A 24,749-nucleotide genomic window follows, 5' to 3' on the forward strand; every position below is an offset into this window, starting at 1 on the left:
CTATAAGAAAGAAGGCTGACAATGAGCAAACCTATTGTTGCCATCGTAGGACGCCCGAATGTGGGCAAGTCCACGCTGTTCAATCAGATTGGCAAGAAACGCGTTTCCATCGTTGATGATATGCCCGGCGTTACCCGGGACAGAATTTATTTGGATGCAGAATGGCTGAACCATGAGTTCACCATGATTGATACCGGTGGTATCGAATTCGACGAAAGCAACCATATCTTAAAATCCATGCGCAGCCAGGCGGAAATCGCCATGGAAGAAGCCGACGTAATCCTCTTTTTGGTGGATGGCCGGGCTGGCCTTACGACTTCTGATGAAGAAGTGGCCAAGATTCTGCGCAATACCAAGAAGCCGGTTATCTTAGGCGTCAATAAAATTGACAGTCCCCAGCTCGAAATGAACATCTATGAGTTCTATAATCTGGGTTTAGGTGACCCGATTCCTCTTTCGGCGACCAATGTTATGAACCTGGGCGACTTGTTGGATGCCATTGTAGCGGCATTCCCTGAAGAAGTGCCGGAAGAAAAGGACGAGGACGAAATCAGCATTGCCGTTATCGGCCGTCCGAATGTGGGCAAATCTTCCCTCGTCAATCAGCTGCTCGGCGAAGAACGCGTTATCGTCAGCGATGTAGCCGGTACGACCCGTGATGCTATAGATACGCATTTCGTTAAGGACGATATGAAATTTATGCTGATTGATACGGCTGGCATGCGTCGCCGCGGCAAGATTGATGAGCCGGTGGAGCGTTACAGCGTGATGCGTTCCCTGCGTGCCATTGACCGTGCCGATGTTGTCCTGATGGTTATCAATGCCTTTGAAGGCATCACCGAGCAGGACAAGAAGATTGCCGGTTATGCCCATGAGTCCGGCAAGGGTGTGGTGATTGTCGTCAACAAATGGGATATCTATCCCGAAAAGGATGACAAGTCAACCCTGCGCTTTACCGAAGACTTGCGTGAGGAAATCGGCTTCCTGCAGTATGCGCCGGTGCTCTATGCTTCGGCTCTGACCGGCCAGCGTGTGGGCCGCGTGACGGAACTCGTGAAGTATGTGGCCGAACAGCAGTCCATGCGCATCAAGACGAGCGTGCTCAACGAGCTTATCCGCGATGCGGTTTCCATTAACCCGCCGCCGATGCACCGTGGCCGCCGTCTCAAGATTCTCTTTATGACGCAGGCGGATATCAAGCCGCCGAAGTTCATCATCTTTGTCAACGACCCGGAACTCATGCACTTCTCTTACTTGCGGTTTATCGAAAACCGTCTGCGCGAAATGTATGGCTTTGAGGGTACGCCTCTGCGCCTGATTGTCCGTGCGCGCGATGAGGAGGAGGATTATTGATGGAGAACATGCTGCTAGCAGGGATTCTCTCCTATCTTCTGGGCTCGATTCCAAACGGTCTGTGGCTGGGCAAGGCTGTCTGGCATACAGACCTCAGGGAACACGGCAGTCATAACATTGGCGCCACTAATGCCTGGCGTACGCTGGGCAAGCCGGCAGGAATTTCCATTTTCCTGCTGGACTTTGCCAAAGGCGCGGTGAGCGTTTATCTTGCTTCTCTGCTCGTGGGCACGCCGGTCTTTATGATTGTCTGCGGTATCTTAGCCATTGTTGGTCATTCCTGTTCCCTGTTCCTGAAATTCAAAGGTGGCAAGGGCGTGGCTACGGGCTTGGGGGTTATGGTCATGCTGATGCCCCTGCCGGCTCTGATTGTATTTTTACTGTGGCTGGCCATCGTAAAGGTCACAGGCTATGTGTCCTTAGGTTCCATTGTGGCAGCAGCCTGTGTACCGCTATTGGCCTGGCTGATGGATTATTCTTTGGAATTTATTCTCTTTGGTGTGCTGGCGGCAGTATTCATCATTGTCCGTCACCACAGTAACATTGGCCGTCTGCTGAAGGGCACAGAAAGCAAAATTCAGGCGGCAAAACGCTGAATTTGTTGATAGTTGTAAAATTTTGGGATGACAAATGTATACATAATGTGGTATACTATCTTTTGTCAGTAGAAAATTATCCATTGGAGGCGTAATATATGAACGAACAGAAAAGCGGATTTTTCCTCGTCCGTGAAGAAATTCTTCCGGAAGCAATCAAGAAAACCATCAAAGTAAAAGAAATGCTCAAACGTGGCGATGCCCGTACCATCAACGAAGCCGTGGAGAAAATGGAGCTGTCCCGCAGTGCTTATTACAAGTACAAGGATTATGTGTTCCCCTTCTACGAAGCCAGCCAGAATAAGATTGTCACCCTGACGTTCCTGCTTGAACACAAGAAGGGTGTACTTTCCAGTGTCCTGAACACGATTTCGCAGGATTCCGGCAGTGTTATGACCATCAATCAGGGGATTCCCCTGCAGGGCGTGGCTAATGCTACCGTATCCATTGAAACCATGAACCTCAGCGTAGACCTCGAAGCTTTGCTCGATAAGCTGCGCATGGTTGATGGCGTGAAGCGTCTGGAAGTTCTTGGTCAGGCTTAATTGAATAGTTGAAAAGGGGTGTACCGTATGCAGAAGGTTATTAAGATAGGCTTATTAGGAGCCGGAACTGTTGGCTCCGGCGTGATTAAAGTGCTGGAGATGAATCGGCAGCAAATTACCGAGCGCGTGAGAGCAGAACTGATGATTAAAAAGGTTCTGGTGCGCGATTGCAGTAAGGTACGCCCTTTTTTGGCGGGCTATCAGGTCACGGACAAGATTGAAGACATCTTGAATGATGACGAAATCGAAATCGTTGTCGAGCTGATGGGCGGACTCAATCCGGCCAAGGATTATATGCTGCGGGCTATGGAAGCCGGCAAGAATGTCGTTACGGCCAATAAGGATGTCGTGGCACAGTTCGGCAAGGAAATGTTTGCCAAAGCCGAAGAAAAGGATGTGGACTTCCTCTTTGAAGCCAGTGTCGGCGGCGGTATTCCCATCATTACGCCGCTCAAGCAGTGCCTGACGGCCAATCAGATTACGGAAATCATGGGCATTGTGAATGGTACGACCAACTATATGCTCACGAAAATGACGGAATGCGGCAGCGATTATGCCAGTGTCTTGAAAGAGGCACAGGAAAAAGGCTATGCGGAAGCCAATCCTTCTGCCGATGTGGATGGGCTCGATGCAGCGCGCAAGGCGGCAATACTAGCCTCGCTGGCCTTTAATACCCGTGTGGAACTCAAAGATGTGTCCGTAGAAGGTATCACGAAGATTACTCCCGATGATATCGAATATGCCCGGAATTTAGGTTATGTAATCAAACTGCTGGCTGTGGGCAAGGAAACGCAGGAGCATGGTGTAGATGTGCGGGTACATCCGGTATTCCTGCCCAAGGATCATCCGTTGGCTGCAGTCAATGGCGTGTTTAATGCCATTTTTGTCAAGGGCAATGCCATCGGTGATGCCATGTTCTACGGCCAGGGCGCAGGTTCCCTGCCTACGGCATCGGCAGTGGTCGCGGATGTGATTGACGTTTCCCGTGATATCATGCGCGATAATTTTGGCCGGGTACGCTGCACCTGCTATGAAGAAAAGCCCATCTGCCCCATTGAGAAGACGGAGTCTTCCTATTATGTGCGCCTGCTCGTAGACGACAAGCCCGGTGTATTGGGTTATGTGGCTACAGCTTTCGGCAATGCCGGTGTAAGTTTGGAATCCGTTATTCAGACGCATCGGAACATCGTTGACCATGCCGAAATCGTGGCGATTTCCCACCGCGTGGAGCATGCGCAGATTGAGGCAGCTTTAGCGTCGCTCAAGGCGCTGTCCGTGGTAGATGAAATTCGCAGTGTCATTCGTGTTGAGCAGGAACGGGGGTAAGTCAGTGGATAGTCGCAGCATCTGGGTTAGAGTCCCGGGAACAAGTGCCAACTGCGGGCCGGGATTTGATTCCATTGGGCTGGCTTGTACGGTCTACAATGACTTGCAGTTAAGATTGACGGAGGATCCCGGCTGTCGTATAACGATTGACGGTGCCGGCGCCGAAAATATCCCTCGTGACGAGCGCAATATCGTCTGGCAGTCAGTCCAGTATCTGCTCAAAAAAGCAGGTATGTCTGATACCTATAAAGGAGCGGTCATCCATATGGATAATCATGTGCCCTTGTCCCGTGGCTTAGGCAGCAGTGCTACAGCCATTGTAGCGGGGCTGAAGGGCGCGAACGCGCTGATCAACAACCGCTTTACCCGTCGGGAACTGTTGCAGTTCGCGACCGAGATTGAGGGGCATCCGGATAATGTAGCACCGGCCATCTATGGCGGCTTTACCGTCAGCACCGTAACCCGCGGGGATGTGGAGTGCTTTACGCTGATTCCCAAAATGCGGTTAAAACTTGTGGTGGCGGTGCCTGATTTCCCTCTGTCCACGAAAAAGGCACGGGAAGTCCTGCCCAAGGAAGTATCCATGAAGGACGCCATCAACAATATTGGCCGTGCCGGTATGCTCGTAGCAGCGCTTTGCAAGGGCAATGAAAAATTCCTGCGCAATGTGTTTGAAGATGCACTGCATCAGCCGTATCGGGCAAAACTGATTCCCGGCATGTATGATGTGTTCAATGCCGCAAAAAAGGTAGGTGCCTTGGGCGCCAGTCTGAGTGGTGCTGGTCCGTGTCTTATTGCCTATTGTCTGCAGCGCCGCCATGTGGAAGAAGCTGTGGGGCAGGCGATGAAGGAGACATTTGCCCGCCATGGGGTGACGGCAGATATTTTGCTGTTGGATTTGGATACCCGTGGGGCACATATTGTGAATGACAGATGAAGTAAATGATGACTGAAAACGAATTTGTAAATAGAGTCCGCACTGCAGGCGCCCGCGTGTTTATCGTGGGCGGCTGGGTGCGGGATTTTTTGCGTCAGATGCCCGCCCACGACAAGGATTATATGGTGGCCGGCATTGACGAGGAAAAATTTCAACAGGTATTTCCAAAAGCATCAAGAGTCGGCAAGGCTTTTCCCGTGTATCTCGTGGAGATTGACGGTCACCATGCCGAGGTGGCTTTTGCCCGCAAGGAAGAAAAACAGGGGGCAGGCTATCGTGGTTTTGTGGTGGAGTATGGCCGTGAGGTAACACTCGAAGAAGATTTATATCGCCGGGATACCACCATCAACAGCATGGCGATGGAACTGCCCTCAGGAGAGATTTTTGACTTCTATGGGGGAAGGCATGATGTGGAGCAGGGCATAATCCGCCCGGTGTCCCATCACTTTGCGGAAGACCCGGTGCGGGCGCTTAGAGCTGCCCGGCAGGCTGCAGAGTTTAACTTCACCCTGGCTGAGGAAACCAAAACGGCAATGAAGGCCTGCCAGGAGGAACTGGCAGGGGAACCGGCTGAACGGCTTCTGCAGGAACTCAAGCGGGCCTTGATGACAGAAAGGCCTTCCCGTTTTTTCCGTGCCCTGCAGGCAACAGGCCTTCTTGATGTGACTTTTCCGGAACTAGCCAAGTTAATCGGCAAGACTCAGCCGGAAGCTTTTCATCCGGAAGGGGATGCATTTGAACATACCATGCTGGTTGTGGATACGGTGGCGGCAGAGACGGATTCCCTGCTGGCTCGTTTTTGCGGCCTTGTTCATGATTTGGGCAAGGGGGAAACGCCGGCAGAAATGCTCCCACATCATTATGGCCATGAGGTTCGTGGGCAGGATGTACTGCGGAAGTGGAATCAGCGCATGACCCTGCCGAAAAAATGGCTGCAGGGAGGTTTGCTCGTTATTGAGCAGCATATGCGGGCACCCAGACTCACCAAGGCGGGCAAGATTACAGAATTGCTGCTGAAAGTAAATTCCTCACCGCTGACAATGGCGGAATTTCAAGCCGTTATCCGGGCTGACCATCACAGCTTGCCCTTTTATTTGGAACAGGCTCCGGCAATTCTTGCCCGAATGCAACAGGTAAATGGCAGTCAGGCACCGAATGCTTTAACTGGAGCAGCAATTGGTGATTGGGTGCGGAGTCAGCAAGTAAAGGTATATCAAGCGTTAAAACATCGTAATCAAGGAGACAAAAAATTATGACCTGGTGGCGTCAACGACGCACTTATATTGTGATTATTGCTCTTACCACTTGTATTATTGGCGGTACAATGGGAGGAATTCTTTTTTATCAGGCTCAGTTAAAAGCCAACGCCATACCGGCAGGGGATAAAATGCTGAAAACCAGCCAGCATGCTCCTGTATCCTATTCCCCGGTATTGGAATGGGAAAAGGATGTCAATGCGGTTTTTTATGAAGTGGAATTTTTTACCTCGCTGCCGTTCTTTTTAGATGCAGAAAGCGAGTCGACAGCAGCTGTTTACCGCACCAGACGGGTATATCAGAATCGTTATAACCCGCCTTTGCAGGAGTTTGCCAAAGATGTATTGGGAAAACGCCCCATTTACTGGCGTGTACGGTCGATGGATTTCGATGGGAATCCCATGACGCCCTTTACGGCACCCGCAGAATTATGGACGAGCCCGGATATTGCGCCCATGAATGCTCCGCTGCTGGTAACGGAGTATTCGGGTAAAAATGGTACGGTGCTGTTGTATCCGGTTTATCATTGGGTGCAGCAGGCAGGTGCCAAGAGCTATGAAGTAGCCCTTTACCATGAAAATCCGCAGGTAAATGAAAATGCACAGCCGTTTGCGACCTTGTTTGCGGATATGGCTGAGCTCTATGACCCATCTCCCCGGCCATTGGTAAACGGTTTTTATTGGCGTGTGCTGTCCTTTGATCAGAATGGAAATGTTTTGGGAACCTGGTCAGAGCCGCAGTATTACAAGGTTTCGCCGCTCGATAAGTGGGAAGTCGGAGTGCTCGGCGACAGCATCAGCCATGGCGGCGGGCACTTCTCCTTTGGACCGGCAGACTTTGAATTCAGCTATCTGACCTACTTGAATTTTCCGGCAGTAAATCTTTCGCAGAGCGGGGATACCGCGCAGATGACGCGTGACCGCTTTGATAAGGACGTGCTTCCCTTTAAGCCCCATTATCTGTTGATTATGACGGGCAGCAACAGCTTGCGGGCAGGGGAAGACCCGCAAGTGGTCATAGACTGCCTGAAGGAAATTCAGCGCAAGTGTCTCGAAAACAATATCGCACCGATACTCATGACCTTGCCGATGGTTAATCCCGAAAGTATTCAGCATATCTTCAAGGAGGAAACAGCTCCTGACTATGCCCAGCGGTTTGATGCAGTGAATCGTTTTATCCGTACACAGGTGTATATTGATACAGCTGCGGTATTTACTTATCAAAATAATAAGCTGCCGGTGAAATATGCTTTAGATGGCCTGCATCCGGATGCCAATGGCAAAAAACTGATGGCGGAAAAAATCAATGCTGTCTGGCCGCAGGTAAAGGCAATGGCAGATAAGATGCTGGTGGATTATCAGAATGAATATTAAATTTTTCCTTTTAGGCGTACAGTCTTGTAGATGAGGTTTAACAATATGTCTATGCTATTTTGGATACGCAGTCATTGGAAAAAAACATTGCTTATAACAGCAGCAGTAATTTCTGTTGCTGTTATTCTGGTGTTGGAAGTATTTAGCCGGGGAGCAGCGGCCATCTTTAATCAGGCTATGGCTGAGCAGGATATGCTCAAAGGGAATATCACGGCGGAAAAAATTGTCGCCCATATTACCGGTGATGTGAATTTTACCGGTTTGGAATGGCGGGATGAAGAAGGCCGGCTTATCCTGCGTGTGCCGGAAGGGTATTTTCGCGCACGGATTTGGGATGTGGTGACGGGACACATAAAATCCACGACCATTCAGGAATTGACCCTGAAAAATGCTGAAGTCTCCGTGCATTTGGCAGATGATATGTCTGTGGATTTTATTCGCAATTCGCGAGCGATGAAACAGGTGAAGGAAGAAGATCAAGACTGGCGGATGAAGGTCAGCCTGGCGGGGAAAAGTGAGGAAGAACGCAAGAAAATTGGTGAATTCCGCCGCCGCAAACGGGCGGAGAAGATGGCGAATCAGTGGAGCAACTTTGACCGGGAAGGGAAAAAAATCCGCATGAAGTTAAACTTTGTGGACTGCCGTATGGAGGTTTTCTTCAAGGAACGGCATTATCTCCTGTCCCGGGCGAATCTTACTGCAGATATCAACACCGATAAGGCAATGGAAATTGAGCTCAATACCGGCGGCTTCGGTGGTACGATGATTGGCAGCGGGGTGAAGCTCAAGGGAAAAGTCGATTTTCATGGTTCAGATATGCCGACTGGTGATTTGCGTATCAGCTTCTATGATGTTGATCCGTCATCGCTGGATTTAGGGGTTAATATTCACGATAAGATGACGCTGGATAGTCACTTGACCGGGCCGTTGAACGATATAAATGGCAATGGGCAGGTAATCATGCAGGAATTGCATATTCCCGGGCTGACGTTTCAAAACGTGATGGGCAATGTTCATTATGATGGTGTTCACCTGGAGTTCAGTGATGTGCTCGCCAATGTCTATGGTGGAGAACTGCGGGCGGAGGGCGTTTATGATTTGGACACCCGCTATTATCGTATTCATGGAAAAGGAACCGGCTTGCAGACAGAGCAGGCTTTGCGCGGCAGCCATTTTTACTGCAGTGTGGATTTGGATATGTATTTGGAGTCCAAAGGCAGTGGCCGGGAAACCTCATCTTATGGCCAATTTACTTCGGGAGAAGGCCGCTATAAGATAATGCCTTTCAAGCGTATTTCCGGCAAGTTCCATCAGGGCTATCGGGATTTGAAATTTGATGATGTGGTCATTGAATTTGCCGGATTTTCCATGCATACGGATGCCTTGCAGGTGAAGGAGGGCAAGCTGACGCTGAGCCCTGTAAGATTACAGGACAATATGGGGAATCTGTTGGGAACATATGAGCATAATAAGTAAATACGCGCTTGCTTTTTTATCGTAAATGATGGACAATAGATATACATTGCAAGCGGGAGGTAAGGTTTTATCCATGAAAGTTAATTTACAGGAATTAGCCAAGGCGCTGTCCCAGTCGGACATGCATCAGGGCTACATCGATATTGCCAGTGGCAAGGTCATCATCATGCGGGATGATTTTAGTGAGGAAGAAACCCTGAATCATGTCTTTGAGATAGAGGATGATTGGGAGCATTATATCCCACTGCCCAATATGGTAGACAGTGAAGGGCATAATCTGATGGAAAGTTTTGCTGCTACGCAGCGGGACGATGTTAAGACGCGTTTGCAGGAAATTCTGCGCAATCCTGGTGCTCAGCTGAAATTCCGACAGCAGATTAAGCACTTATTGCTAAAATCTGCCTGGGAAAAGTTTCAGCGGGAGTATTTCCTGAATGTTGCCCGTGATTACTGTGATGAAAACGATTTGGAGTATGAAGAACAATGACGGTAATGGTACAGTGTTATGCGATTTTTTGGCTGCTTACCTCGATTGCATCTTTGAAGATGGTAATGGAGCGCTTGGGTGCTGATGAAGATGACGAACGGCAAAAAGAGCAGCGGGATGAACTGGATGCTATGGGGAAGATGTTTTCCGGCGAGTTCATCAGTCGTATGTTTATCCTGATTGGGGCACTTCTGCTCATCTTTGACTGTGTGGGCATGTTTTTGGCTTACCAGTATGTGGACTTTCGTCCCTGGCAGCTCGCTGTATTCTATATTTCCATTGCGGCATTGACTGGTGATTTGGCACATAATATTTACCGTTATCGGGGGCTGCGGGCGGAAGGTGCCGATATTTCGGCAATTTTGACGGAGAGCATTGACGATATCAAATCCGGTTGGAATCTGTTGTCGCTGGCAGCTATTGGCGGCAAATTGATTTTGGGCGTCCTTTTGGTACTTTGGACAGTCTTCCCGTCCTAAATTAGTAGGAATTATCGCTGAAATGTGGTATGATATATCATAGTAAACAGTTCAGGGGGGATTCTCATGGTTAGTGAAGAAACTATGATGTTTAAAATGGGCGGCGAGGAAAGCAAAGCCGAGACGATTATTCGTCAGGCCAGTGCCGCTATGGAAGAAAAGGGCTATAACCCCGTCAATCAGCTGGTAGGTTACCTGCTGTCCGGGGACCCGGCCTATGTGACCAGCTACAAGGAAGCGCGGAGTCTTATCCGCAAGCTGGAACGAGATGAATTATTGGAGGAACTGGTGCGTTCCTATTTGGAGAAACTGAAGAAATGAAAAGATACATGTCGTTAGACATTGGTGACCGCACGGTCGGTATTGCCGTAAGTGACTTATTGGGGCTCACGGCTCAGGGCGTGGAAACCATCCGCCGTGGTGAGCTCGACGCTGACCTCAACCGGCTTGACGAACTGATTGCGCAGTATGAAGTGGACGAGCTGGTTTCCGGCTATCCGAAAAATATGAATGGCACGGAAGGGGAACGCTGCCAGATTGTCAAAGACTTTATGGCAGAGGTGTCCAAGCGCCATCCGGATTTGCCCGTGCATTTCTGGGATGAACGCCTTTCCACCGTTGCGGCCACGCGTTCGCTGATTGAAGCGGATGTATCTCGCAAGAAGCGGCGCAAGGTCATTGATAAGATGGCGGCAGTATTTATCCTGCAAGGCTGGCTTGACAGTCTTCATTGAGATAGGATAAAATAAATTGTCAATTAATCTACAGAGGTGAAAAACATGGCAAATAAAGAAGATATGCAGGAAGATGGCGTTGTTGTCGTAATGACCGATCAGGACGGCAACGAATACTATTACGAGGAAGAAATGATTATCCCCGTAGGCGACGAAAAATATGCACTGCTGATTGGCATTCATAACGACGAAGATGGTCATGAGCATTGCGGTTGCGGCTGTGGCTGTGAAGATGAGGACGAAGATGTCATCATCGCCAAAATCGTCAAGGGTGCTGACGGCGAAGACGAGTACGTCGAGCCCACCGATGAGGAATTCGAGGCGGTACAGAAAGCCTACGACGCTCTGGTTGAAGAATCGGAACAGGAGTAAAATAGGTAATAAGCTGCCATTCTTTGCAGAATGGCAGTTTTTCGTTTTGCCGAAAAAATAGGACAGGAGATGTTGGTGTGGGGGATTTGCTATCCAAAATTGGGGAGTTTAAGGATAAGCTGGGAAAATGGATGAATGGCGAAGATGTGGAGCTCGGAAATATCCACGATGGGATGAAGAAGGGGACGGATTTTTTCCATTCGCTGACCTGGAAACATTGGACAGCTATTGGTGTTTCCTTTGTTGTGGTCATTGCGCTGGCGGTGGTACTCGCATTTAATACCGCCGATGAAGCAGCACCGAAGAATCTTGACCCCAATCAGACCATCTTCTTTTCGGTCAAAAAGGGCATGAGTGCCAGTGATATCAGTGACGAACTCGTCAAGCATGGGATTATCACCAACAAAAAGGCTTTTTGGCTGCAGGTGAAAAAAAGCGCTGCGGCGGATAAGTTCAAGTCCGGCACCTATGCGTTCAAGCCCAATACGCCGCCGGAAGAAATCATCAATAAGCTGGTGAACGGGGAAACTACTCAGGTTAAGTTCACCATTCCCGAAGGTTTTGGTATCAAGGAAATCGCCAAACGCCTAAGTGATGAAGGATTGGTGGACGAGGATGAGTTTTTGTGCAAGGCCAAGGATTTTGCCCCTTACAGCTATATCAAGCGGGACAAAGATATTCGCTATGCCTGCGAGGGGTTTTTATTCCCCGATACCTATGTGCTACATGATGACCCGACGGTTGAAGGTATACTGGAGATGATGGCTGAGGATATGGATAACCGGCTGACGCCCAAAATGCGGAAGCGGGCAGAGGAGATGAACCTCTCCATTCATGAGCTGATTACATTGGCCTCCCTGGTGGAGAAAGAAGCCATGTATGAAGAAGACCGGCCGATTATCGCGCAGGTTTTCTTCAAGCGGCTGAAAATCGGCATGCCCCTGCAGACGGATACCACGATTCAGTATCTCTTGGATGCGCCCAAGGAAGATGTGAGCATCAAGGATACGAAGATTGAGTCTCCTTATAATACGTATCAGATTAAGGGCCTGCCCCCGGGGCCGATTGCCAGCCCGGGCATGGCGGCCATTGAGGCAGTACTCTATCCTGCGGATACGGATTATCTGTACTTCGTGGCTGACCGCAAGGGCCATAATCACTACTCAAAATCCTACGCTGAACATCAGCAGATTGTAGAACAGGTGCGATAAATTTGGAAGAATTATTACGGGAGATGGAGGACTTTGCTGCTCTCCATCATGTTCCCATCATCAACGAACGCGGGCGGCAGGCCTTCCTGCAGGTTGTGCAGGAGGCAAAGCCCCATCGCGTACTCGAAATCGGCACAGCCATCGGCTATTCGAGCCTGCTCATGGCGCAAAATGGTGCCTCAGATATTGACATCATGACATTAGAGCTCAGTGACGAACGGATAAAGACGGCACAGGGCTATATTGACCGGTCAGCATACGCTGACCGGATTCATATTATGGGCGGCGACGCGGCAGAAAATCTGCTGAAACTGCAATTGACCGGTCAAAAATTTGACTTTGTGTTTATTGACGCGGCTAAGGGGCAGTATGTGGACTATTTCCACAAGATACAGCCAATGCTGGCCGATAAGGCCGTGATTCTGGCGGATAACGTGCTGTTTCGCGGCTATGTCAAGGGCGATGTGCCTACGCCGCGGCGGTTTAAGACAATTGTCAAACGCCTGCGGGAGTATATCGCGTTGGTCAGCCAGCCGCCCTATGTAACGGAAATACTGGAAAACGGCGATGGACTCGCCGTCACGAGGAGATTGGATACATGATAAAGAAACCTGAACTCCTGGCACCTGCCGGGAATTTGGAAAAGATGAAAATGGCGGTTCTCTATGGTGCTGATGCGGTCTACTTAGGTGGCAAGGCTTTTGGCCTGCGTGCCTTTGGCGGCAACTTCACCTATGAGGAACTGAAAGAAGCTGTGGATTTTGCCCATGCGCGCGGGAAAAAGGTCTATGTGACGGTCAATATCTTCCCGCATAACAGCGATATGGAAAAACTGCCGGATTATCTGCGCTACTTGCAGGAAATTAACGTAGATGCCCTGCTCGTGGCTGATTTGGGCGTATTTATGCTCTGCCGCAAGCTGATTCCCGCTATGGAACTCCACATCAGCACGCAGGCGAACAATACCAACTGGGCGACGGTCAATGCCTGGAAAGAGTTGGGGGCTAAACGCGTCGTGCTGGCCCGTGAAATGAGCCTCAAGGAAATCCGCGAAATTCGTGAGAAATGTGATGTGGATTTGGAAATGTTTATGCATGGGGCCATGTGTATTTCGTACTCTGGCCGCTGCTTGCTGTCCAATTACTTTACGGGACGCGATTCCAACCGTGGCAGCTGTGCGCAGTCCTGCCGCTGGAAGTATGCATTAGTCGAGGAAACACGTCCGGGTAAATACTTCCCCATTGAGGAAGACGACCGGGGCACGTATATCATGAACTCCAAGGATATGTGCCTGATGCCGCATATCAAAGACGTTATCGAAAGTGGCGTGGACAGCCTCAAAATCGAAGGCCGCATGAAAAGCGTCCACTATGCCGCAAGTGTTACGAAAGCTTATCGGCTGGCTATTGACAGCTATTTTGCTGACCCGAAGAATTTTACGGTCAAAAAGGAATGGATGGACGAGCTCGAAAAGGTTTCTCACCGGGCTTATACCACGGGCTTCTATTATCATCAGCCCGATGCGGATGACCAGATTTACGGCAAGACATCCTATGACCAGACCTCGGATTTCGTGGGGCTTGTGCGCTCCTATGACTCGGCAACTGGTTATGCTGTTGTAGAACAGCGTAACAATATGAAAGTGGGACAGGAGATTGAAGTCTTCCAGCCGACAGGGCCGCTTTACCGGCAGAAGATTACCTCGATGATTGACAACGAAAATAATGAGGAAATCTCCGTGGCACCGCATCCGCAGCAGATTATCCGCATGAAGATGGAACAGCCGGTGGAGGAATATACAATCTTGCGGCGCGATATTATTGCTAAATAGTACCGTTGAAGGCGCGCGGCGGGGCAGAGTAGTTGCTGTCCGCTATTGACTAGAAGCTAAAACTATTTTTTGCCCTTAATCAAGTATCTGAAAAAGCAAAAACTCGCTACGCTCAAACAGTATGCTTTTTCAGATAAAATAATGGTATGGCAAAAAATAGTTTCTTAACGCTTCCAGTCACACGCTCCCAACAACTACTCTGCCCCGCCGCGCTTACTGCCACCATATTTGTAAAAGTAAACGAAAAGCCTTCCCCTTAAGTGGGCGCGCAAGAGCGGAAGTCCAGTGGACTCCCGGAGAGGGACCGCAATGTGGTGGATGAGGTGTTACCCCTATTATAATCTAACGGTTTACATTAGTCTGCGAAAATAGTACAATATAGCTTGAGATTTGTAATGTTGCACCTTGGAGGAGGTAATTATGATGGCAGATTTAGTTCGTTATTTTGGCACGGCAACAGGCAGAGTGCAGGGCGTGGGCTTTCGGATGTTTGTGCAGCAGAACGCAATGGAACTGGGCATCACCGGTTGGGTGAAGAATATGTCGGATGGCACCGTGACGATGGAACTGCAAGGTTCGCAAGCGGCTATTGACCGTTTGGAGGCTATTATCCGCGAGGGAAATTACTTTATCAAGGTGCAGAGTTTTGGCTTGGAAGTTCGTGATGTTGTGGCTATGGAACAGCGTTTTGAAATTCACTATTAAGGGGGCGGACAGATGCACAAAGTATTGGTATTAAACGGGCCGAATCTTAATCTTTTGGGAACGCGCGAGCCGGAGATTTACGGCAGCACCACCTTGCGGGACATTGAAGAAATGCTGCAGAAGCGGGGGCAGGAAGCAGGTATCGAAGTTGACTGTTTCCAGTCCAATCACGAGGGCGTGCTGGTGGATAAGATTCAGGCGGCACGCGGTGTGTATGATTATATCATCTTCAATGCGGCGGCGTTTACCCATTACAGCATTGCCCTGCGGGATGCGATTGCGGCGGTGGAAGTGCCGCTTATCGAGGTGCATATCTCGAATATCCACAAGCGGGAGGAGTTCCGGCATAATTCGGTGTTGGCGCCGGTGGCTATGGGGCAGATATGCGGACTGGGAGTTGAGAGTTACTTAGCCGCCCTTGAAGCCATTATCTACAAATTAAGTTGATGCGTATCTATGTCCTTTTCTTTGGTGCAAAGAAAAGGACCAAAAGAAACAGCGACTATAAATCCCTTCCAGGGATTTAAAAGTCGCGGGCGCCCTTCCTTGGGCGCCGGAATTTGCAGTATTTTATAGGAGTTGACCCATTCATGAAAGAAAGTCGGTTACAGGCTTTACGAGCTGTATTGACAGAGAAAAACTTGGACGCAGTAATCATTACGAAGTATGTGAATCTTCACTATTTCAGTGGTTTCCGTGGTGATGATACCACGTTGGTTATCGGTATGAACGATGCCATGCTGATTACGGACAGCCGTTATACGGAGCAGGCTGGTCAGCAGGCGCCGCTTTTTGAGATTGTAGAACAGAAAGATGGTTTGCTGGCTAAGACTGCCGAGTGTGTGAAGAAGATTGGTGCTAAGAAGGTTGGCTTTGAAGGCAATGCCATTATCTATGATTACTATGCCAAACTCGGCGAACTGCTAGATGGCTGTGAATTCAATACGCCGTTGAAGCTGGATACCCTGCGTCAGATTAAGGACGCGGAGGAAATCGCCAATATCCGCAAGGCTTGCGAGATTGTGGACATTGCTTTTGCCGATATGCTGACCTATATACGTCCGGGTATGACAGAAGTGCAGGCGGCGGCGCATCTGGAAAACTGCATGCGTGAAAACGGCTCCGAAGGCCCGTCCTTCACGACCATTATGGCCTCCGGTGTGCGTGGCAGTCTGCCGCATGGTATCGCCACGGACAAGGTCATTAATGAAGGCGAGTTTGTCACCATGGACTTTGGTGCGTTCTTTGGCGGTTATGCTTCGGATATCACCCGTACCATCTGCATGGGCAAGGCTGATGAAAAACAGCGCAAGATTTATAAGGCTGTTTTGGAATCGCAGCTCCTGGGCTTGAACAAAATTAAACCGGGCGTATCGGGAAAATCCGTCCATGAAGCTGTGCAGGCAAATCTAGCGAAATACGATTTAGCACAGTATTTTGGTCATGGTTTAGGGCACAGCCTTGGTCTGGAAATCCATGAAGAACCGCGCCTGTCCCTCAAGAGCACTTGTGAAGCTCTGCAGCCGGGGATGTTGGTAACGGATGAACCAGGTGTATATCTGCCGGGCTGGGGCGGTTTGCGTATCGAAGATACGGTACTCGTGACGGAAACGGGCTGTGAACCGCTGACCAAGGCGCCGAAAGAACTTATTGAACTTGGTGCGCGGTAAGTAAAGTAATGGGGAGGTAATTTCCATGAGATTTGCTAAACTGTTTATGACGCTTTTAGCTGTAATGCTCGTGTGTTCCTCTGCGGCTTTTGCTGCCGAAGAACCGGTTTTAGCTGTTGATGGCCGGGGCAGTGCGTCGATTGCGCCGGACCAGGCAGTAGTAACGGTTGGTGTGGTATCCCGTGCCCGCAGTGCCTCGCAGGCGCAGGCGGAAAACGCGCAGAAAAGCATCGCGATTACGCAGGCTTTGAAACAGCTGGGGGTAGCTGGCAGTGATATCAAGAGTCAGAATTTTTCCTTCCAGCCGGATTATCGTACGGATGACCGCAATCATGTGATAAGCGGTTATACGGCCAGCCATTATCTGCAGATTAATGTCCGCGATATTGCCAAGGCGGGAAAAATCGTCGATACGGCCTTGCAGTCTGGTGCCAACGAAGTCCATTCCCTGCGTTTTTCCGTCAGCAATCAAAGTGCTGTCCGCAAGGAAGCTTTGGGCAAGGCGATAAATGATGCCCGCAACAAGGCCGATATTATCGCCCAAGGGCTGGGCAGCCGGATTATCGGCATTAAGAGCGTGTCGGAAAGCACGGGCTCTATTGAATCCCGCTCCTATAACATGAATATGCTGGCTGCAGCCAAGGCGGTTGATACGAGCTTTGAACCGGGCATGTTGACATTAGACGCCAATGTACATATTGAATATCTGCTGAGCAGATGACCTGTTGACTCCATATCCAATTGAGGGTATGGAGTTTTTCTTTGTTGACGAGTCAATATTGTGGTGCTATAATTTCTATAGAACAAATGAACAGTTATTCATATGTTATAATTGACAGGTCAATTTGACTGGTCAGCGGGGAGGCGCATTATGAACAAAAAACAGAAGAACAATCTCCTGCGTATTATTGTGGCAGCAGTGCTGCTGATTATCTTATCTTATGTACAACTTACAGGTGGAGGGCGCTTTATTGCCTATCTGATTCCCTATCTGATTGTTGGCTATGATATTTTGCTGAAGGCCGGCAAGGGGATAAAAAATCGTCGGGCTTTTGATGAATGTTTGCTGATGGCGATTGCGACTATAGGAGCGATGGCTTTGGCTGTTTATGAGGACGGGGATTATACGGAAGCGATTGCCGTAATGCTGTTCTATCAGATAGGCGAATGGTTCCAGTCCTATGCCGTGGGACGCAGCCGGCGGGATATCAGTGCGCTTATGGACATTCGTCCGGACTATGCCAATCGGGAAGGGGAAGACGGCCAGCTCGAAAAGGTTGACCCCGATGAAGTGGAGATTGGTTCCGTAATCGTGGTGAAACCGGGGGAGAAAATTCCCCTCGATGGCGTGGTGGTCGAAGGCGCATCCACGCTGAACACCGTAGCCCTCACGGGCGAAGCAATGCCACGGGATATCAAAACTGGTGACGAAGTTCTTTCCGGCTGTATTAATATCAATGGACTGCTCAAAATCAGAACTACCAAGGAGTTTGATGAGTCAACGGCATCGAAGATTCTGGAAATGGTGGAAGATGCCAGCTCCCGCAAGTCCAAATCGGAAAATTTTATCGCCAAATTTGCCCGTGTTTATACGCCGATAGTTGTATATGCAGCGATTGCGTTGGCTGTTTTGCCGCCGCTTGCCCGTATGCTGTTTATGGGGATGTCTGCCGATTGGGGCACATGGATATACAGGGCGTTGATTTTTCTCGTAATCAGTTGTCCTTGTGCACTGGTGGTCAGTATCCCGTTGAGTTTCTTTGCCGGTATCGGCGGTGCCAGCCGTCAGGGAGTACTGGTAAAAGGCGCCAATTATCTGGAAACCTTAGCGGAAGTAGATACCGTTGTCTTTGATAAGACCGGCACGCTGACCAAAGGTGTTTTTCAGGTCAGCGCAATTCATACAGATGTTCTGGATGAAAAACAGCTGCTGCATTTGGCGGCGCATGTGGAGAGATTTTCTACCCATCCTATTGCTGAGTCTCTGCGGACGGCTTTTGGCCATGAGGCTGATGGCTGTAATGTGGAACAGGTGGAAGAAATTTCTGGTCAGGGCATTCGGGCTTTGGTCAATGGACAAATCATTCATGTGGGCAACGACAGGCTGATGGATTCTATCGGTGCCAAGTGGCATGAATGTGAGCACGATACACCAGGGACGATGATTCATGTAGCCGTGGCAGGTGAATATGCCGGTCATATCATCATTGCGGATGTGGTCAAGGAACACGCTAAGGATGCTATTGTGGCGCTGAAAGAAAATGGCATCAGGCAGACGGTGATGCTCACTGGCGATTCCATGAAGGTCGCAGATAAAGTGGCGGCAGATTTGCAGCTGGATACCGTTTATAGTCAGTTGCTGCCTCAGGATAAAGTGTGTAAGGTGGAAGACCTGTTGGCTGGCAAAAACAGTGGGAAACTAGCGTTCGTGGGTGATGGCATAAATGACGCGCCGGTGCTTTCTCGCGCTGATGTGGGAATTGCCATGGGGGCCATGGGCTCCGATGCGGCTATTGAAGCAGCAGATATTGTACTCATGGATGATGACCCATTAAAAATTTCCGTAGCTCAGCGTGTTGCCCGCAAGACCTTGCGAATTGTGAAACAGAATATCTATTTTTCCATCGGGGTCAAAGTGCTGGTGATGATTCTGGGCGCTTTGGGCTTTGCCAATATGTGGGCGGCAATTTTTGCTGATGTGGGTGTTATGGTGCTGGCAGTACTCAATGCTGTACGAGCCATGTTTATAAATTCAGTCAAATGAGAGGAAGATTCGTTATGAAAAAGACTTACAAAATTGAAGTAGACTGTGCAAACTGTGCTAATCTGATGGAAGATGCAGCAAAAAATACGCCGGGCGTTGCTGATGCAACGGTAAATTTTATGGCGTTGAAGATGAAGGTAACCTTTGTTGAAGGTGCTGATGTTCAGACGGTCATGGAAAATGTTTTGGCAAACTGCAAAAAAGTAGAAGATGACTGTGAAATCTTCTTCTGATTGATTTATTGATTCTACAAACAAAATTTTACAATTAAGTGTATAATGCTTGACATAAGGCCTCTGAAATGCTAACTTTTTTTATGGGAATGTTAACAAAGGAGGCTTTTTGTATGGAATTTTTTCCGCGTTATGATGATATCGAAAAATTGCAGTTGACCGCCGAATATGATATTGTGCCGGTCAGTTGTGAACTATTGGCGGATTTTATTACCCCCATTGAGGCTTTGCGCATCTTGAAGAATACGAGCGAGCATTGTTATCTGCTTGAATCAGCTCAGGCCAGTGAAAAATGGGGACGCTATACATTTTTGGGCTTTGAGCCGCGGTTGGAAATCACCTGTCTTGATGGGGAGTTCAAGGCAGGTGAAAAATCGCTGCCGGGAGCTGACCCAGCAAAGGAAATCCGCAAAATCCTGGCAGAATACCGCAGCCCGCGCTTTTCCCAATTGCCTCCGTTTACTGGCGGTCTGGTCGGTTACTTTGCCTATGATTTTATCGGTTACAGCGAGCCTAAGGCGAAAGTGCATGTAGACGACACGGAAAAATTCCGCGATGTTGACCTGATGCTCTTTGATAAGGTCATTGCCTTTGACCATGTACGGCAGAAGATTGTGCTGATGGTCAATATGTTCTTAAAAGATGGTGAGCAGGGTTATCAGCAGGCTGTCACTGAATTGCGCCGCATGGCAAAATTGCTGCGCAGCGGACAAAAGGCGAAGAATTTGACTGGTCAGTTATTGGGCGAAGTCAGGCCGCTTTTCTCCAAGGAGCAATTTTGTGCTATGGTCGAGAAGGCCAAACATCATATTCATGAGGGCGATATTTTCCAGATTGTGCTTTCCAATCGGCTCGCGGCACCGTTTAAGGGGAGTTTGCTCAATACTTATCGGGTGCTGCGGACGGTTAATCCGTCACCTTATATGTTCTATTTTTCTGGCTTGGATGTGGAGGTAGCCGGTGCATCGCCGGAAACCCTGGTCAAACTAGAGGACGGCATTCTGCATACCTTCCCTTTGGCTGGTACCCGCCCGCGAGGAAAAAATGCTGCTGAAGACAAGGCTTTGGAGCAGGAACTTTTAGCGGATGAAAAGGAACTGGCCGAGCATAATATGTTGGTGGACTTGGGGCGCAACGATTTGGGCAAAATCAGCGAATTTGGGTCGGTGGAAGTAGAAAAACTGCATTCCATTGAGCGCTATTCCCATGTCATGCATATTGGCTCCACTGTGCGGGGCAAAATCCGTCCGGATAAAGATGCTCTCGATGCCATTGCCGCAGTTTTGCCTGCAGGCACTTTGTCCGGGGCACCTAAAATCCGTGCCTGCCAGCTGATTGGTGAACTGGAGAACAATAAGCGGGGCATTTATGGCGGGGCTATCGGTTATATTGACTTTACCGGCAATATGGATACTTGCATTGCTATCCGCATTGCTTACAAGAAAAACGGGCAGGTCTTTGTCCGGAGCGGTGCGGGAATTGTCGCTGATTCCAACCCGGAGAAGGAGTATCAGGAATGCATCAACAAGGCCAAGGCGGTTGTGCGTTCCCTGGAATATGCGGAGGATGACGAGCTATGATTTTACTGGTGGATAATTACGATAGTTTTTCCTATAACCTTTATCAGCTTATCGGCAGCATCGAGCCGGATATTCGCGTTATCCGCAATGATGAATTGACCGTGGCCGAAATTGAGGCTTTGCAGCCTGAGCGCATTATTCTGTCTCCAGGGCCGGGCAGGCCGGAAGATGCTGGCAATATTATGGAAATCGCCACGGTATTGGGACCGAAAATTCCTGTTTTAGGTGTATGTTTGGGCCATCAGGCGATTTGTGCAGTTTTTGGCGGTGTCGTAACTTATGCCAAAGAACTTATGCATGGCAAGCAGTCTGCTGTTCATTTTACAGAAGATTGTCCTCTATTTAAGGATTGCCCGCAGGATATGCTGGTAGCACGCTATCATTCGCTGGCGGCAGAGGCGGATACATTGCCGGATTGCCTGCATGTTACCGCAAGAACCGCAGATGGGGAAGTGATGGCGGTACAGCATAAGGATTATCCTATTTATGGTGTACAGTTTCACCCGGAGTCCATCATGACACCAAATGGCAAGACCATATTAACAAATTTCATTAAAGCCTAACGTGTTGCAGGATTTAAGATAGATGTCGAGAAGTAGACATATATCTTAAAAAAGGCGGCGAGACTTATGGCAAATGAAGAAAATTTTTGGCGGATACTCGTGAATCAGTGCCGTCAGGAACAAAGACAAAACAGCAGTACGCAGGAAGGTGCGGCGATTGTACGGCTCGCCGATTTTCTTTTACAGGAAACGATAGTGCGTAATGCCAGTGATTTGCATATAGAACCATTAGGCGGGGAATTGCGCTTTCGCCTGCGTATTGATGGTTTGCTGGTGGCCATGCCGTATCGTCTGCCGGGGGACCTTGCTTCTTCGCTTATTTCGCGGATCAAGGTTTTGGCGAATATGGACATTGCCAAACATCAGCAGCCGCAGGACGGTGCCTTTGTCTTTTCTGCAGGAGAGCGGAAGATTGATGTGCGGGCGGCCTCTATGCCAGTCTATGGAGGCGAAATGCTGGTTCTGCGTCTGATGAATCTGCAGGAAGAATTGCTCACCTTAGATGAATTGGGCTTTTTGCCCGATGTTAAGCAAAAATTTCGGGAGCTTATTCACCGTCCCGCAGGCTTGGTCATTGTTTCGGGCGCTATGGGTTGCGGCAAGAGTACGACGCTGTATGCGGCTCTGCAGGAATTGAATACCGAGGATAAAAACTGGCTGACATTGGAGGATCCCATTGAACGTCACATAAAGGGCGTTAATCAGGTGCAGCTTAATTCCAAAGCCGGTCTTGACTATGCACAGGGATTAAGGGCTGCTTTACGGCAGGACGCACAGGGAATTTTACTTGGCGAAATCCGGGATGAAGAAACGGCTATGATGGCTGTCCGTATGGCCTTGACTGGTCATTTACTGCTTACGACCCTGCATACGGAAAATGCGGTGTCAGCGGTGTTTCGGTTAATTGATATGGGCATACCACCCTATTTATTGGCGGCAACGTTGTCTGGCGTACTGGCGCAACGGCTGGTTCGCCGCTGTACAGCTGATGGAACTTATAAGGGAAGGCTGGCCCTGCATGAACTGTTGGTAGTCGACCAGTCAATCCGGGAAGCGATTCTGGCTGGAAAAAGCCGGGAGCAATTAGACTCTTTGGCAAGGAAAGCGGGGATGAAATCCTTGTTTGATGATGGGCAGGAAAAAGCAGTGGCAGGACTTACTTCATTACAAGAAGTGCAGAGAGTAATTTATGGAACCTGAGTGATGCTAAAGAAAAATCACTTGAAAGAGACCTCGATTTTTAGTAACATGGGGAGTAGAAGTTTTCTCATTAGTTATTAAAGATTGGGGTTTTTTTGTGACCAAAGCGATATTTTTTGACATTGATGGCACACTGATTAACATTCATCATAAAAAAACAACAATGTCCCTGTCGGTAAAAAAGGCTATCCGTGAATTGCGGGCGGCAGGGCACCATACGTTTATTGCTTCCGGGCGTCCGTTTGCTTACCTTAGCGATGAGCTGACGCAGGAAGGACTTTTTGATGGTTTCGTACTGATGAATGGTGCGGTTGTCATGCTAAATGGTGAAGTAATCTTTCGCCAGGATATGCCAGCGAAGACGGTTCGTGATATGGTAGCACTGGCCGAGGAACATGGGCTGGAATATATTTTGGAAAGCCAGCCTCATGTGTATCTGCGGCCTGAGTTCAAGGGACTCGAAAATGTCTATCGCAATATTGATATAGACGTCAATAAATTTGTGCGGGATTTTGATTTGTCCGAGGTTCAGGTCGCTAAATTGGAGTTTCTCTGCGACACACCGGGGGCAAACGGTGTATTTGAGAAACTGCTCTCTTGGCATGGAGTGACGGGACTTATTGACCCGACTCTGCGCAAGTATATGGAACTCTATTCGTCGGATATCTCCAAGGCTACGGGCATTGAACGGGCTTTGGAATACATGGGCATTCCCTTGGAAGAAAGCTATGCTTTTGGGGATGGGCTGAATGATTTGGAAATGATGGGCACTGTGGGGCATGCTCTGGTTATGGGCAATGCCGGGCCGGAGCTCAAGGCTTTGGCAGAACACGTTTTGCCCACGGTGGATGAAGATGGGGTAGCGGATGGCATTTACCGCTATATCCTGAAACGCATTTGAGGTGAGTGATTTGAAAAAGCGATTAACGATAGCCATGACGGCTTTATTATCCCTGTGCCTGCTCTTTGCGGGCTGTGGCGGCGGTAAGACGGCGGACAACAGCAGTGCGGCGCAAAGTGCCCCTGTCGCAGCGGAAACAGGCAAAGAACTGACGGTAAAGATGCTCAATGTTGGTCAGGGGGATGCGATTCTCATTCAGACCCCGGAACAGACCGTGCTCATTGATACCAGCGATTTGGACGAGCAGGAAAAATTGCGCAATGAATTGAAAAAAGCCGGAGTTAAGCGTATTGATAAGCTGATTCTCACCCATCCTCATGCAGATCATATCGGTGGTGTCAAAGATGTGGTGCTCAAGGATTATGAAGTGGGCGAGGTTTACGATAATGGCATGCCCTCCAAGTCCAAGATTTATACCAGCTATATGAAGGTGTTGAAACAGAAGAATATCAAACGTCATGCGCTGGTTGCAGGTGATGAGCTGGATTTGGGCGGCGGTGTAAAATTCAAGGTATATGCACCGGAAAAAGCTGTGGTGGAAAAGGGCAGCAAGACCACGGATAACCATGACCCGAACAATGAGTCTGTGGTGGGCAAGCTGGTTTTTGGTGAATTTGCCATGATGTTTACGGGCGACGCTGAAAAGACAGAAGAAATGCCGATGGTGAATACCTATGGCAAGGAATTAAAGAGCACTATCTTAAAGGCTGGTCATCATGGCAGCAAGACCTCTTCCTCGAAGGAATTTTTGCGGGAGGTTGCGCCGGAGGCGGCAGTTATTTCCTGTGGTGCAGGCAATGACTATGGACACCCGCATGATCAGACCATGAAGAAATACAAGGCGATGAAACTCAAGATTTACGAAACCGATAAAAATGGCACCATCACGATAAAAACGGATGGCAAGAGTTATACGATTACACCGGAAATGGGGAATGCACAATGATTTCGGCATATATTGACCGTTATGAAGGCAATCTTGCGGTGCTGCTCTTGGGCGATGACATGAAAAAAGTCAATTTTCCAAAAGAGTTTTTACCCGCTGATGTAGGTGAGGGCGATTATATTACCATAGATATCGCCTTGGATAAAGAAGCCAATGAGCAGGCTGAAGCTGAGGCTTTGGAACTGCTGAAAGATTAATTGGGAGGCAATTT

28 protein-coding genes are annotated in these 24,749 nt (G+C 49.1%); all 28 read left to right on the forward strand.

The features are described from left to right. Window positions 1–21: 21 nt before the first annotated feature. Complete coding sequence (gene der, locus G598_RS0105040; RefSeq protein WP_026766024.1) at window positions 22–1,353, forward strand: ribosome biogenesis GTPase Der; 1,332 nt, start codon at window positions 22–24, stop codon at window positions 1,351–1,353. Continuing rightward, the gene (gene plsY, locus G598_RS0105045) at window positions 1,353–1,949 is read left to right on the forward strand and encodes a glycerol-3-phosphate 1-O-acyltransferase PlsY (protein ID WP_026766025.1); all 597 of its coding nucleotides are present in this window, start codon (window positions 1,353–1,355) and stop codon (window positions 1,947–1,949) included. Before der ends, plsY begins: the two co-directional genes overlap by 1 nt. A gap of 98 nt (window positions 1,950–2,047) precedes the next feature. Next, a complete protein-coding gene (locus G598_RS0105050) occupies window positions 2,048–2,494 on the forward strand; it encodes an ACT domain-containing protein (RefSeq protein WP_014424166.1) in 447 nt (148 codons plus the stop codon). Between the two features lie 27 nt (window positions 2,495–2,521). Further along, window positions 2,522–3,820, forward strand: coding sequence for a homoserine dehydrogenase (locus G598_RS0105055; protein WP_026766026.1), 1,299 nt, complete (start codon window positions 2,522–2,524; stop codon window positions 3,818–3,820). Window positions 3,821–3,824: 4 nt separating this feature from the next. Further along, entirely contained in the window at window positions 3,825–4,757 is a 933-nt protein-coding gene (thrB, locus tag G598_RS0105060; protein ID WP_026766027.1) for a homoserine kinase, read from the forward strand. Between the two features lie 8 nt (window positions 4,758–4,765). Then, window positions 4,766–6,013 carry a tRNA nucleotidyltransferase/poly(A) polymerase-related protein gene (locus G598_RS17105; RefSeq protein WP_051179954.1) on the forward strand — a complete coding sequence of 416 codons (1,248 nt, stop codon included), beginning with the start codon at window positions 4,766–4,768 and terminating at the stop codon, window positions 6,011–6,013. Further along, the gene (locus tag G598_RS0105070; RefSeq protein WP_026766028.1) at window positions 6,010–7,386 is read left to right on the forward strand and encodes an SGNH/GDSL hydrolase family protein; all 1,377 of its coding nucleotides are present in this window, start codon (window positions 6,010–6,012) and stop codon (window positions 7,384–7,386) included. The genes G598_RS17105 and G598_RS0105070 overlap by 4 nt, the downstream gene beginning before the upstream one ends. Before the next feature lie 45 nt (window positions 7,387–7,431). Next, a complete protein-coding gene (locus G598_RS17110; protein ID WP_051179956.1) occupies window positions 7,432–8,862 on the forward strand; it encodes a hypothetical protein in 1,431 nt (476 codons plus the stop codon). A gap of 73 nt (window positions 8,863–8,935) precedes the next feature. Continuing rightward, entirely contained in the window at window positions 8,936–9,349 is a 414-nt protein-coding gene (locus tag G598_RS0105080; protein WP_026766029.1) for a UPF0158 family protein, read from the forward strand. Beyond that, complete coding sequence (locus tag G598_RS0105085; protein ID WP_026766030.1) at window positions 9,346–9,828, forward strand: hypothetical protein; 483 nt, start codon at window positions 9,346–9,348, stop codon at window positions 9,826–9,828. The genes G598_RS0105080 and G598_RS0105085 overlap by 4 nt, the downstream gene beginning before the upstream one ends. A gap of 66 nt (window positions 9,829–9,894) precedes the next feature. After that, window positions 9,895–10,149, forward strand: coding sequence for an IreB family regulatory phosphoprotein (locus G598_RS0105090; protein ID WP_026766031.1), 255 nt, complete (start codon window positions 9,895–9,897; stop codon window positions 10,147–10,149). Next, window positions 10,146–10,562, forward strand: coding sequence for a Holliday junction resolvase RuvX (ruvX, locus tag G598_RS0105095; protein ID WP_026766032.1), 417 nt, complete (start codon window positions 10,146–10,148; stop codon window positions 10,560–10,562). The genes G598_RS0105090 and ruvX overlap by 4 nt, the downstream gene beginning before the upstream one ends. A gap of 45 nt (window positions 10,563–10,607) precedes the next feature. After that, window positions 10,608–10,934, forward strand: a complete 327-nt coding sequence (locus tag G598_RS0105100) for a DUF1292 domain-containing protein (RefSeq protein WP_026766033.1) — start codon at window positions 10,608–10,610, stop codon at window positions 10,932–10,934. A 77-nt stretch (window positions 10,935–11,011) separates the two neighbouring features. Continuing rightward, on the forward strand, window positions 11,012–12,145 hold the full coding sequence (gene mltG, locus G598_RS0105105; RefSeq protein ID WP_026766034.1) for an endolytic transglycosylase MltG: 1,134 nt from the start codon (window positions 11,012–11,014) through the stop codon (window positions 12,143–12,145). Window positions 12,146–12,147: 2 nt separating this feature from the next. Further along, window positions 12,148–12,747 (forward strand): O-methyltransferase, encoded by a 600-nt coding sequence (locus G598_RS0105110; protein WP_026766035.1) that lies wholly within the window; start codon window positions 12,148–12,150, stop codon window positions 12,745–12,747. After that, window positions 12,744–13,976, forward strand: coding sequence for a peptidase U32 family protein (locus tag G598_RS0105115; RefSeq protein ID WP_026766036.1), 1,233 nt, complete (start codon window positions 12,744–12,746; stop codon window positions 13,974–13,976). The genes G598_RS0105110 and G598_RS0105115 overlap by 4 nt, the downstream gene beginning before the upstream one ends. Window positions 13,977–14,399: 423 nt before the next feature. Then, on the forward strand, window positions 14,400–14,681 hold the full coding sequence (locus G598_RS0105120; protein WP_026766037.1) for an acylphosphatase: 282 nt from the start codon (window positions 14,400–14,402) through the stop codon (window positions 14,679–14,681). A 12-nt stretch (window positions 14,682–14,693) separates the two neighbouring features. Further along, window positions 14,694–15,128 (forward strand): type II 3-dehydroquinate dehydratase, encoded by a 435-nt coding sequence (gene aroQ, locus G598_RS0105125; RefSeq protein WP_026766038.1) that lies wholly within the window; start codon window positions 14,694–14,696, stop codon window positions 15,126–15,128. Between the two features lie 143 nt (window positions 15,129–15,271). Beyond that, complete coding sequence (locus G598_RS0105130) at window positions 15,272–16,351, forward strand: M24 family metallopeptidase (RefSeq protein WP_026766039.1); 1,080 nt, start codon at window positions 15,272–15,274, stop codon at window positions 16,349–16,351. A gap of 25 nt (window positions 16,352–16,376) precedes the next feature. Continuing rightward, the gene (locus G598_RS0105135) at window positions 16,377–17,072 is read left to right on the forward strand and encodes an SIMPL domain-containing protein (RefSeq protein ID WP_026766040.1); all 696 of its coding nucleotides are present in this window, start codon (window positions 16,377–16,379) and stop codon (window positions 17,070–17,072) included. Window positions 17,073–17,222: 150 nt separating this feature from the next. Next, window positions 17,223–19,115 (forward strand): heavy metal translocating P-type ATPase, encoded by a 1,893-nt coding sequence (locus tag G598_RS0105140; protein ID WP_026766041.1) that lies wholly within the window; start codon window positions 17,223–17,225, stop codon window positions 19,113–19,115. Window positions 19,116–19,129: 14 nt separating this feature from the next. Then, the gene (locus tag G598_RS0105145) at window positions 19,130–19,348 is read left to right on the forward strand and encodes a cation transporter (protein WP_026766042.1); all 219 of its coding nucleotides are present in this window, start codon (window positions 19,130–19,132) and stop codon (window positions 19,346–19,348) included. A 113-nt stretch (window positions 19,349–19,461) separates the two neighbouring features. Next, window positions 19,462–20,928, forward strand: coding sequence for an anthranilate synthase component I (gene trpE, locus G598_RS0105150; protein WP_026766043.1), 1,467 nt, complete (start codon window positions 19,462–19,464; stop codon window positions 20,926–20,928). Continuing rightward, the gene (locus tag G598_RS0105155) at window positions 20,925–21,491 is read left to right on the forward strand and encodes an anthranilate synthase component II (protein ID WP_026766044.1); all 567 of its coding nucleotides are present in this window, start codon (window positions 20,925–20,927) and stop codon (window positions 21,489–21,491) included. Before trpE ends, G598_RS0105155 begins: the two co-directional genes overlap by 4 nt. Window positions 21,492–21,557: 66 nt before the next feature. Continuing rightward, window positions 21,558–22,691 carry a GspE/PulE family protein gene (locus tag G598_RS0105160; RefSeq protein ID WP_026766045.1) on the forward strand — a complete coding sequence of 378 codons (1,134 nt, stop codon included), beginning with the start codon at window positions 21,558–21,560 and terminating at the stop codon, window positions 22,689–22,691. Between the two features lie 97 nt (window positions 22,692–22,788). Next, entirely contained in the window at window positions 22,789–23,592 is an 804-nt protein-coding gene (locus G598_RS0105165) for a Cof-type HAD-IIB family hydrolase (RefSeq protein ID WP_026766046.1), read from the forward strand. A gap of 34 nt (window positions 23,593–23,626) precedes the next feature. Beyond that, the gene (locus G598_RS0105170; RefSeq protein WP_037363303.1) at window positions 23,627–24,538 is read left to right on the forward strand and encodes a ComEC/Rec2 family competence protein; all 912 of its coding nucleotides are present in this window, start codon (window positions 23,627–23,629) and stop codon (window positions 24,536–24,538) included. After that, window positions 24,535–24,735, forward strand: a complete 201-nt coding sequence (locus G598_RS0105175) for a DUF3006 domain-containing protein (protein ID WP_026766048.1) — start codon at window positions 24,535–24,537, stop codon at window positions 24,733–24,735. The genes G598_RS0105170 and G598_RS0105175 overlap by 4 nt, the downstream gene beginning before the upstream one ends. Window positions 24,736–24,749: the final 14 nt, after the last annotated feature.

The organism is Selenomonas ruminantium subsp. ruminantium ATCC 12561, from assembly GCF_000424065.1.
Lineage (GTDB): Bacteria > Bacillota > Negativicutes > Selenomonadales > Selenomonadaceae > Selenomonas_A > Selenomonas_A ruminantium.

What these genes read in the sequence shown, in the direction of transcription:
- der (WP_026766024.1), top strand. Translation starts at nt 22, where the DNA reads ATGAGCAAACCTATTGTTGCCATCGTAGGACGCCCGAATGTGGGCAAG.
- plsY (WP_026766025.1), top strand. Translation starts at nt 1,353, where the DNA reads ATGGAGAACATGCTGCTAGCAGGGATTCTCTCCTATCTTCTGGGCTCG.
- G598_RS0105050 (WP_014424166.1), top strand. Translation starts at nt 2,048, where the DNA reads ATGAACGAACAGAAAAGCGGATTTTTCCTCGTCCGTGAAGAAATTCTT.
- G598_RS0105055 (WP_026766026.1), top strand. Translation starts at nt 2,522, where the DNA reads ATGCAGAAGGTTATTAAGATAGGCTTATTAGGAGCCGGAACTGTTGGC.
- G598_RS17105 (WP_051179954.1), top strand. Translation starts at nt 4,766, where the DNA reads ATGACTGAAAACGAATTTGTAAATAGAGTCCGCACTGCAGGCGCCCGC.
- G598_RS0105070 (WP_026766028.1), top strand. Translation starts at nt 6,010, where the DNA reads ATGACCTGGTGGCGTCAACGACGCACTTATATTGTGATTATTGCTCTT.
- G598_RS17110 (WP_051179956.1), top strand. Translation starts at nt 7,432, where the DNA reads ATGTCTATGCTATTTTGGATACGCAGTCATTGGAAAAAAACATTGCTT.
- G598_RS0105080 (WP_026766029.1), top strand. Translation starts at nt 8,936, where the DNA reads ATGAAAGTTAATTTACAGGAATTAGCCAAGGCGCTGTCCCAGTCGGAC.
- G598_RS0105085 (WP_026766030.1), top strand. Translation starts at nt 9,346, where the DNA reads ATGACGGTAATGGTACAGTGTTATGCGATTTTTTGGCTGCTTACCTCG.
- G598_RS0105090 (WP_026766031.1), top strand. Translation starts at nt 9,895, where the DNA reads ATGGTTAGTGAAGAAACTATGATGTTTAAAATGGGCGGCGAGGAAAGC.
- ruvX (WP_026766032.1), top strand. Translation starts at nt 10,146, where the DNA reads ATGAAAAGATACATGTCGTTAGACATTGGTGACCGCACGGTCGGTATT.
- G598_RS0105100 (WP_026766033.1), top strand. Translation starts at nt 10,608, where the DNA reads ATGGCAAATAAAGAAGATATGCAGGAAGATGGCGTTGTTGTCGTAATG.
- G598_RS0105115 (WP_026766036.1), top strand. Translation starts at nt 12,744, where the DNA reads ATGATAAAGAAACCTGAACTCCTGGCACCTGCCGGGAATTTGGAAAAG.
- G598_RS0105120 (WP_026766037.1), top strand. Translation starts at nt 14,400, where the DNA reads ATGGCAGATTTAGTTCGTTATTTTGGCACGGCAACAGGCAGAGTGCAG.
- aroQ (WP_026766038.1), top strand. Translation starts at nt 14,694, where the DNA reads ATGCACAAAGTATTGGTATTAAACGGGCCGAATCTTAATCTTTTGGGA.
- G598_RS0105130 (WP_026766039.1), top strand. Translation starts at nt 15,272, where the DNA reads ATGAAAGAAAGTCGGTTACAGGCTTTACGAGCTGTATTGACAGAGAAA.
- G598_RS0105135 (WP_026766040.1), top strand. Translation starts at nt 16,377, where the DNA reads ATGAGATTTGCTAAACTGTTTATGACGCTTTTAGCTGTAATGCTCGTG.
- G598_RS0105140 (WP_026766041.1), top strand. Translation starts at nt 17,223, where the DNA reads ATGAACAAAAAACAGAAGAACAATCTCCTGCGTATTATTGTGGCAGCA.
- G598_RS0105145 (WP_026766042.1), top strand. Translation starts at nt 19,130, where the DNA reads ATGAAAAAGACTTACAAAATTGAAGTAGACTGTGCAAACTGTGCTAAT.
- trpE (WP_026766043.1), top strand. Translation starts at nt 19,462, where the DNA reads ATGGAATTTTTTCCGCGTTATGATGATATCGAAAAATTGCAGTTGACC.
- G598_RS0105155 (WP_026766044.1), top strand. Translation starts at nt 20,925, where the DNA reads ATGATTTTACTGGTGGATAATTACGATAGTTTTTCCTATAACCTTTAT.
- G598_RS0105160 (WP_026766045.1), top strand. Translation starts at nt 21,558, where the DNA reads ATGGCAAATGAAGAAAATTTTTGGCGGATACTCGTGAATCAGTGCCGT.
- G598_RS0105170 (WP_037363303.1), top strand. Translation starts at nt 23,627, where the DNA reads ATGACGGCTTTATTATCCCTGTGCCTGCTCTTTGCGGGCTGTGGCGGC.
- G598_RS0105175 (WP_026766048.1), top strand. Translation starts at nt 24,535, where the DNA reads ATGATTTCGGCATATATTGACCGTTATGAAGGCAATCTTGCGGTGCTG.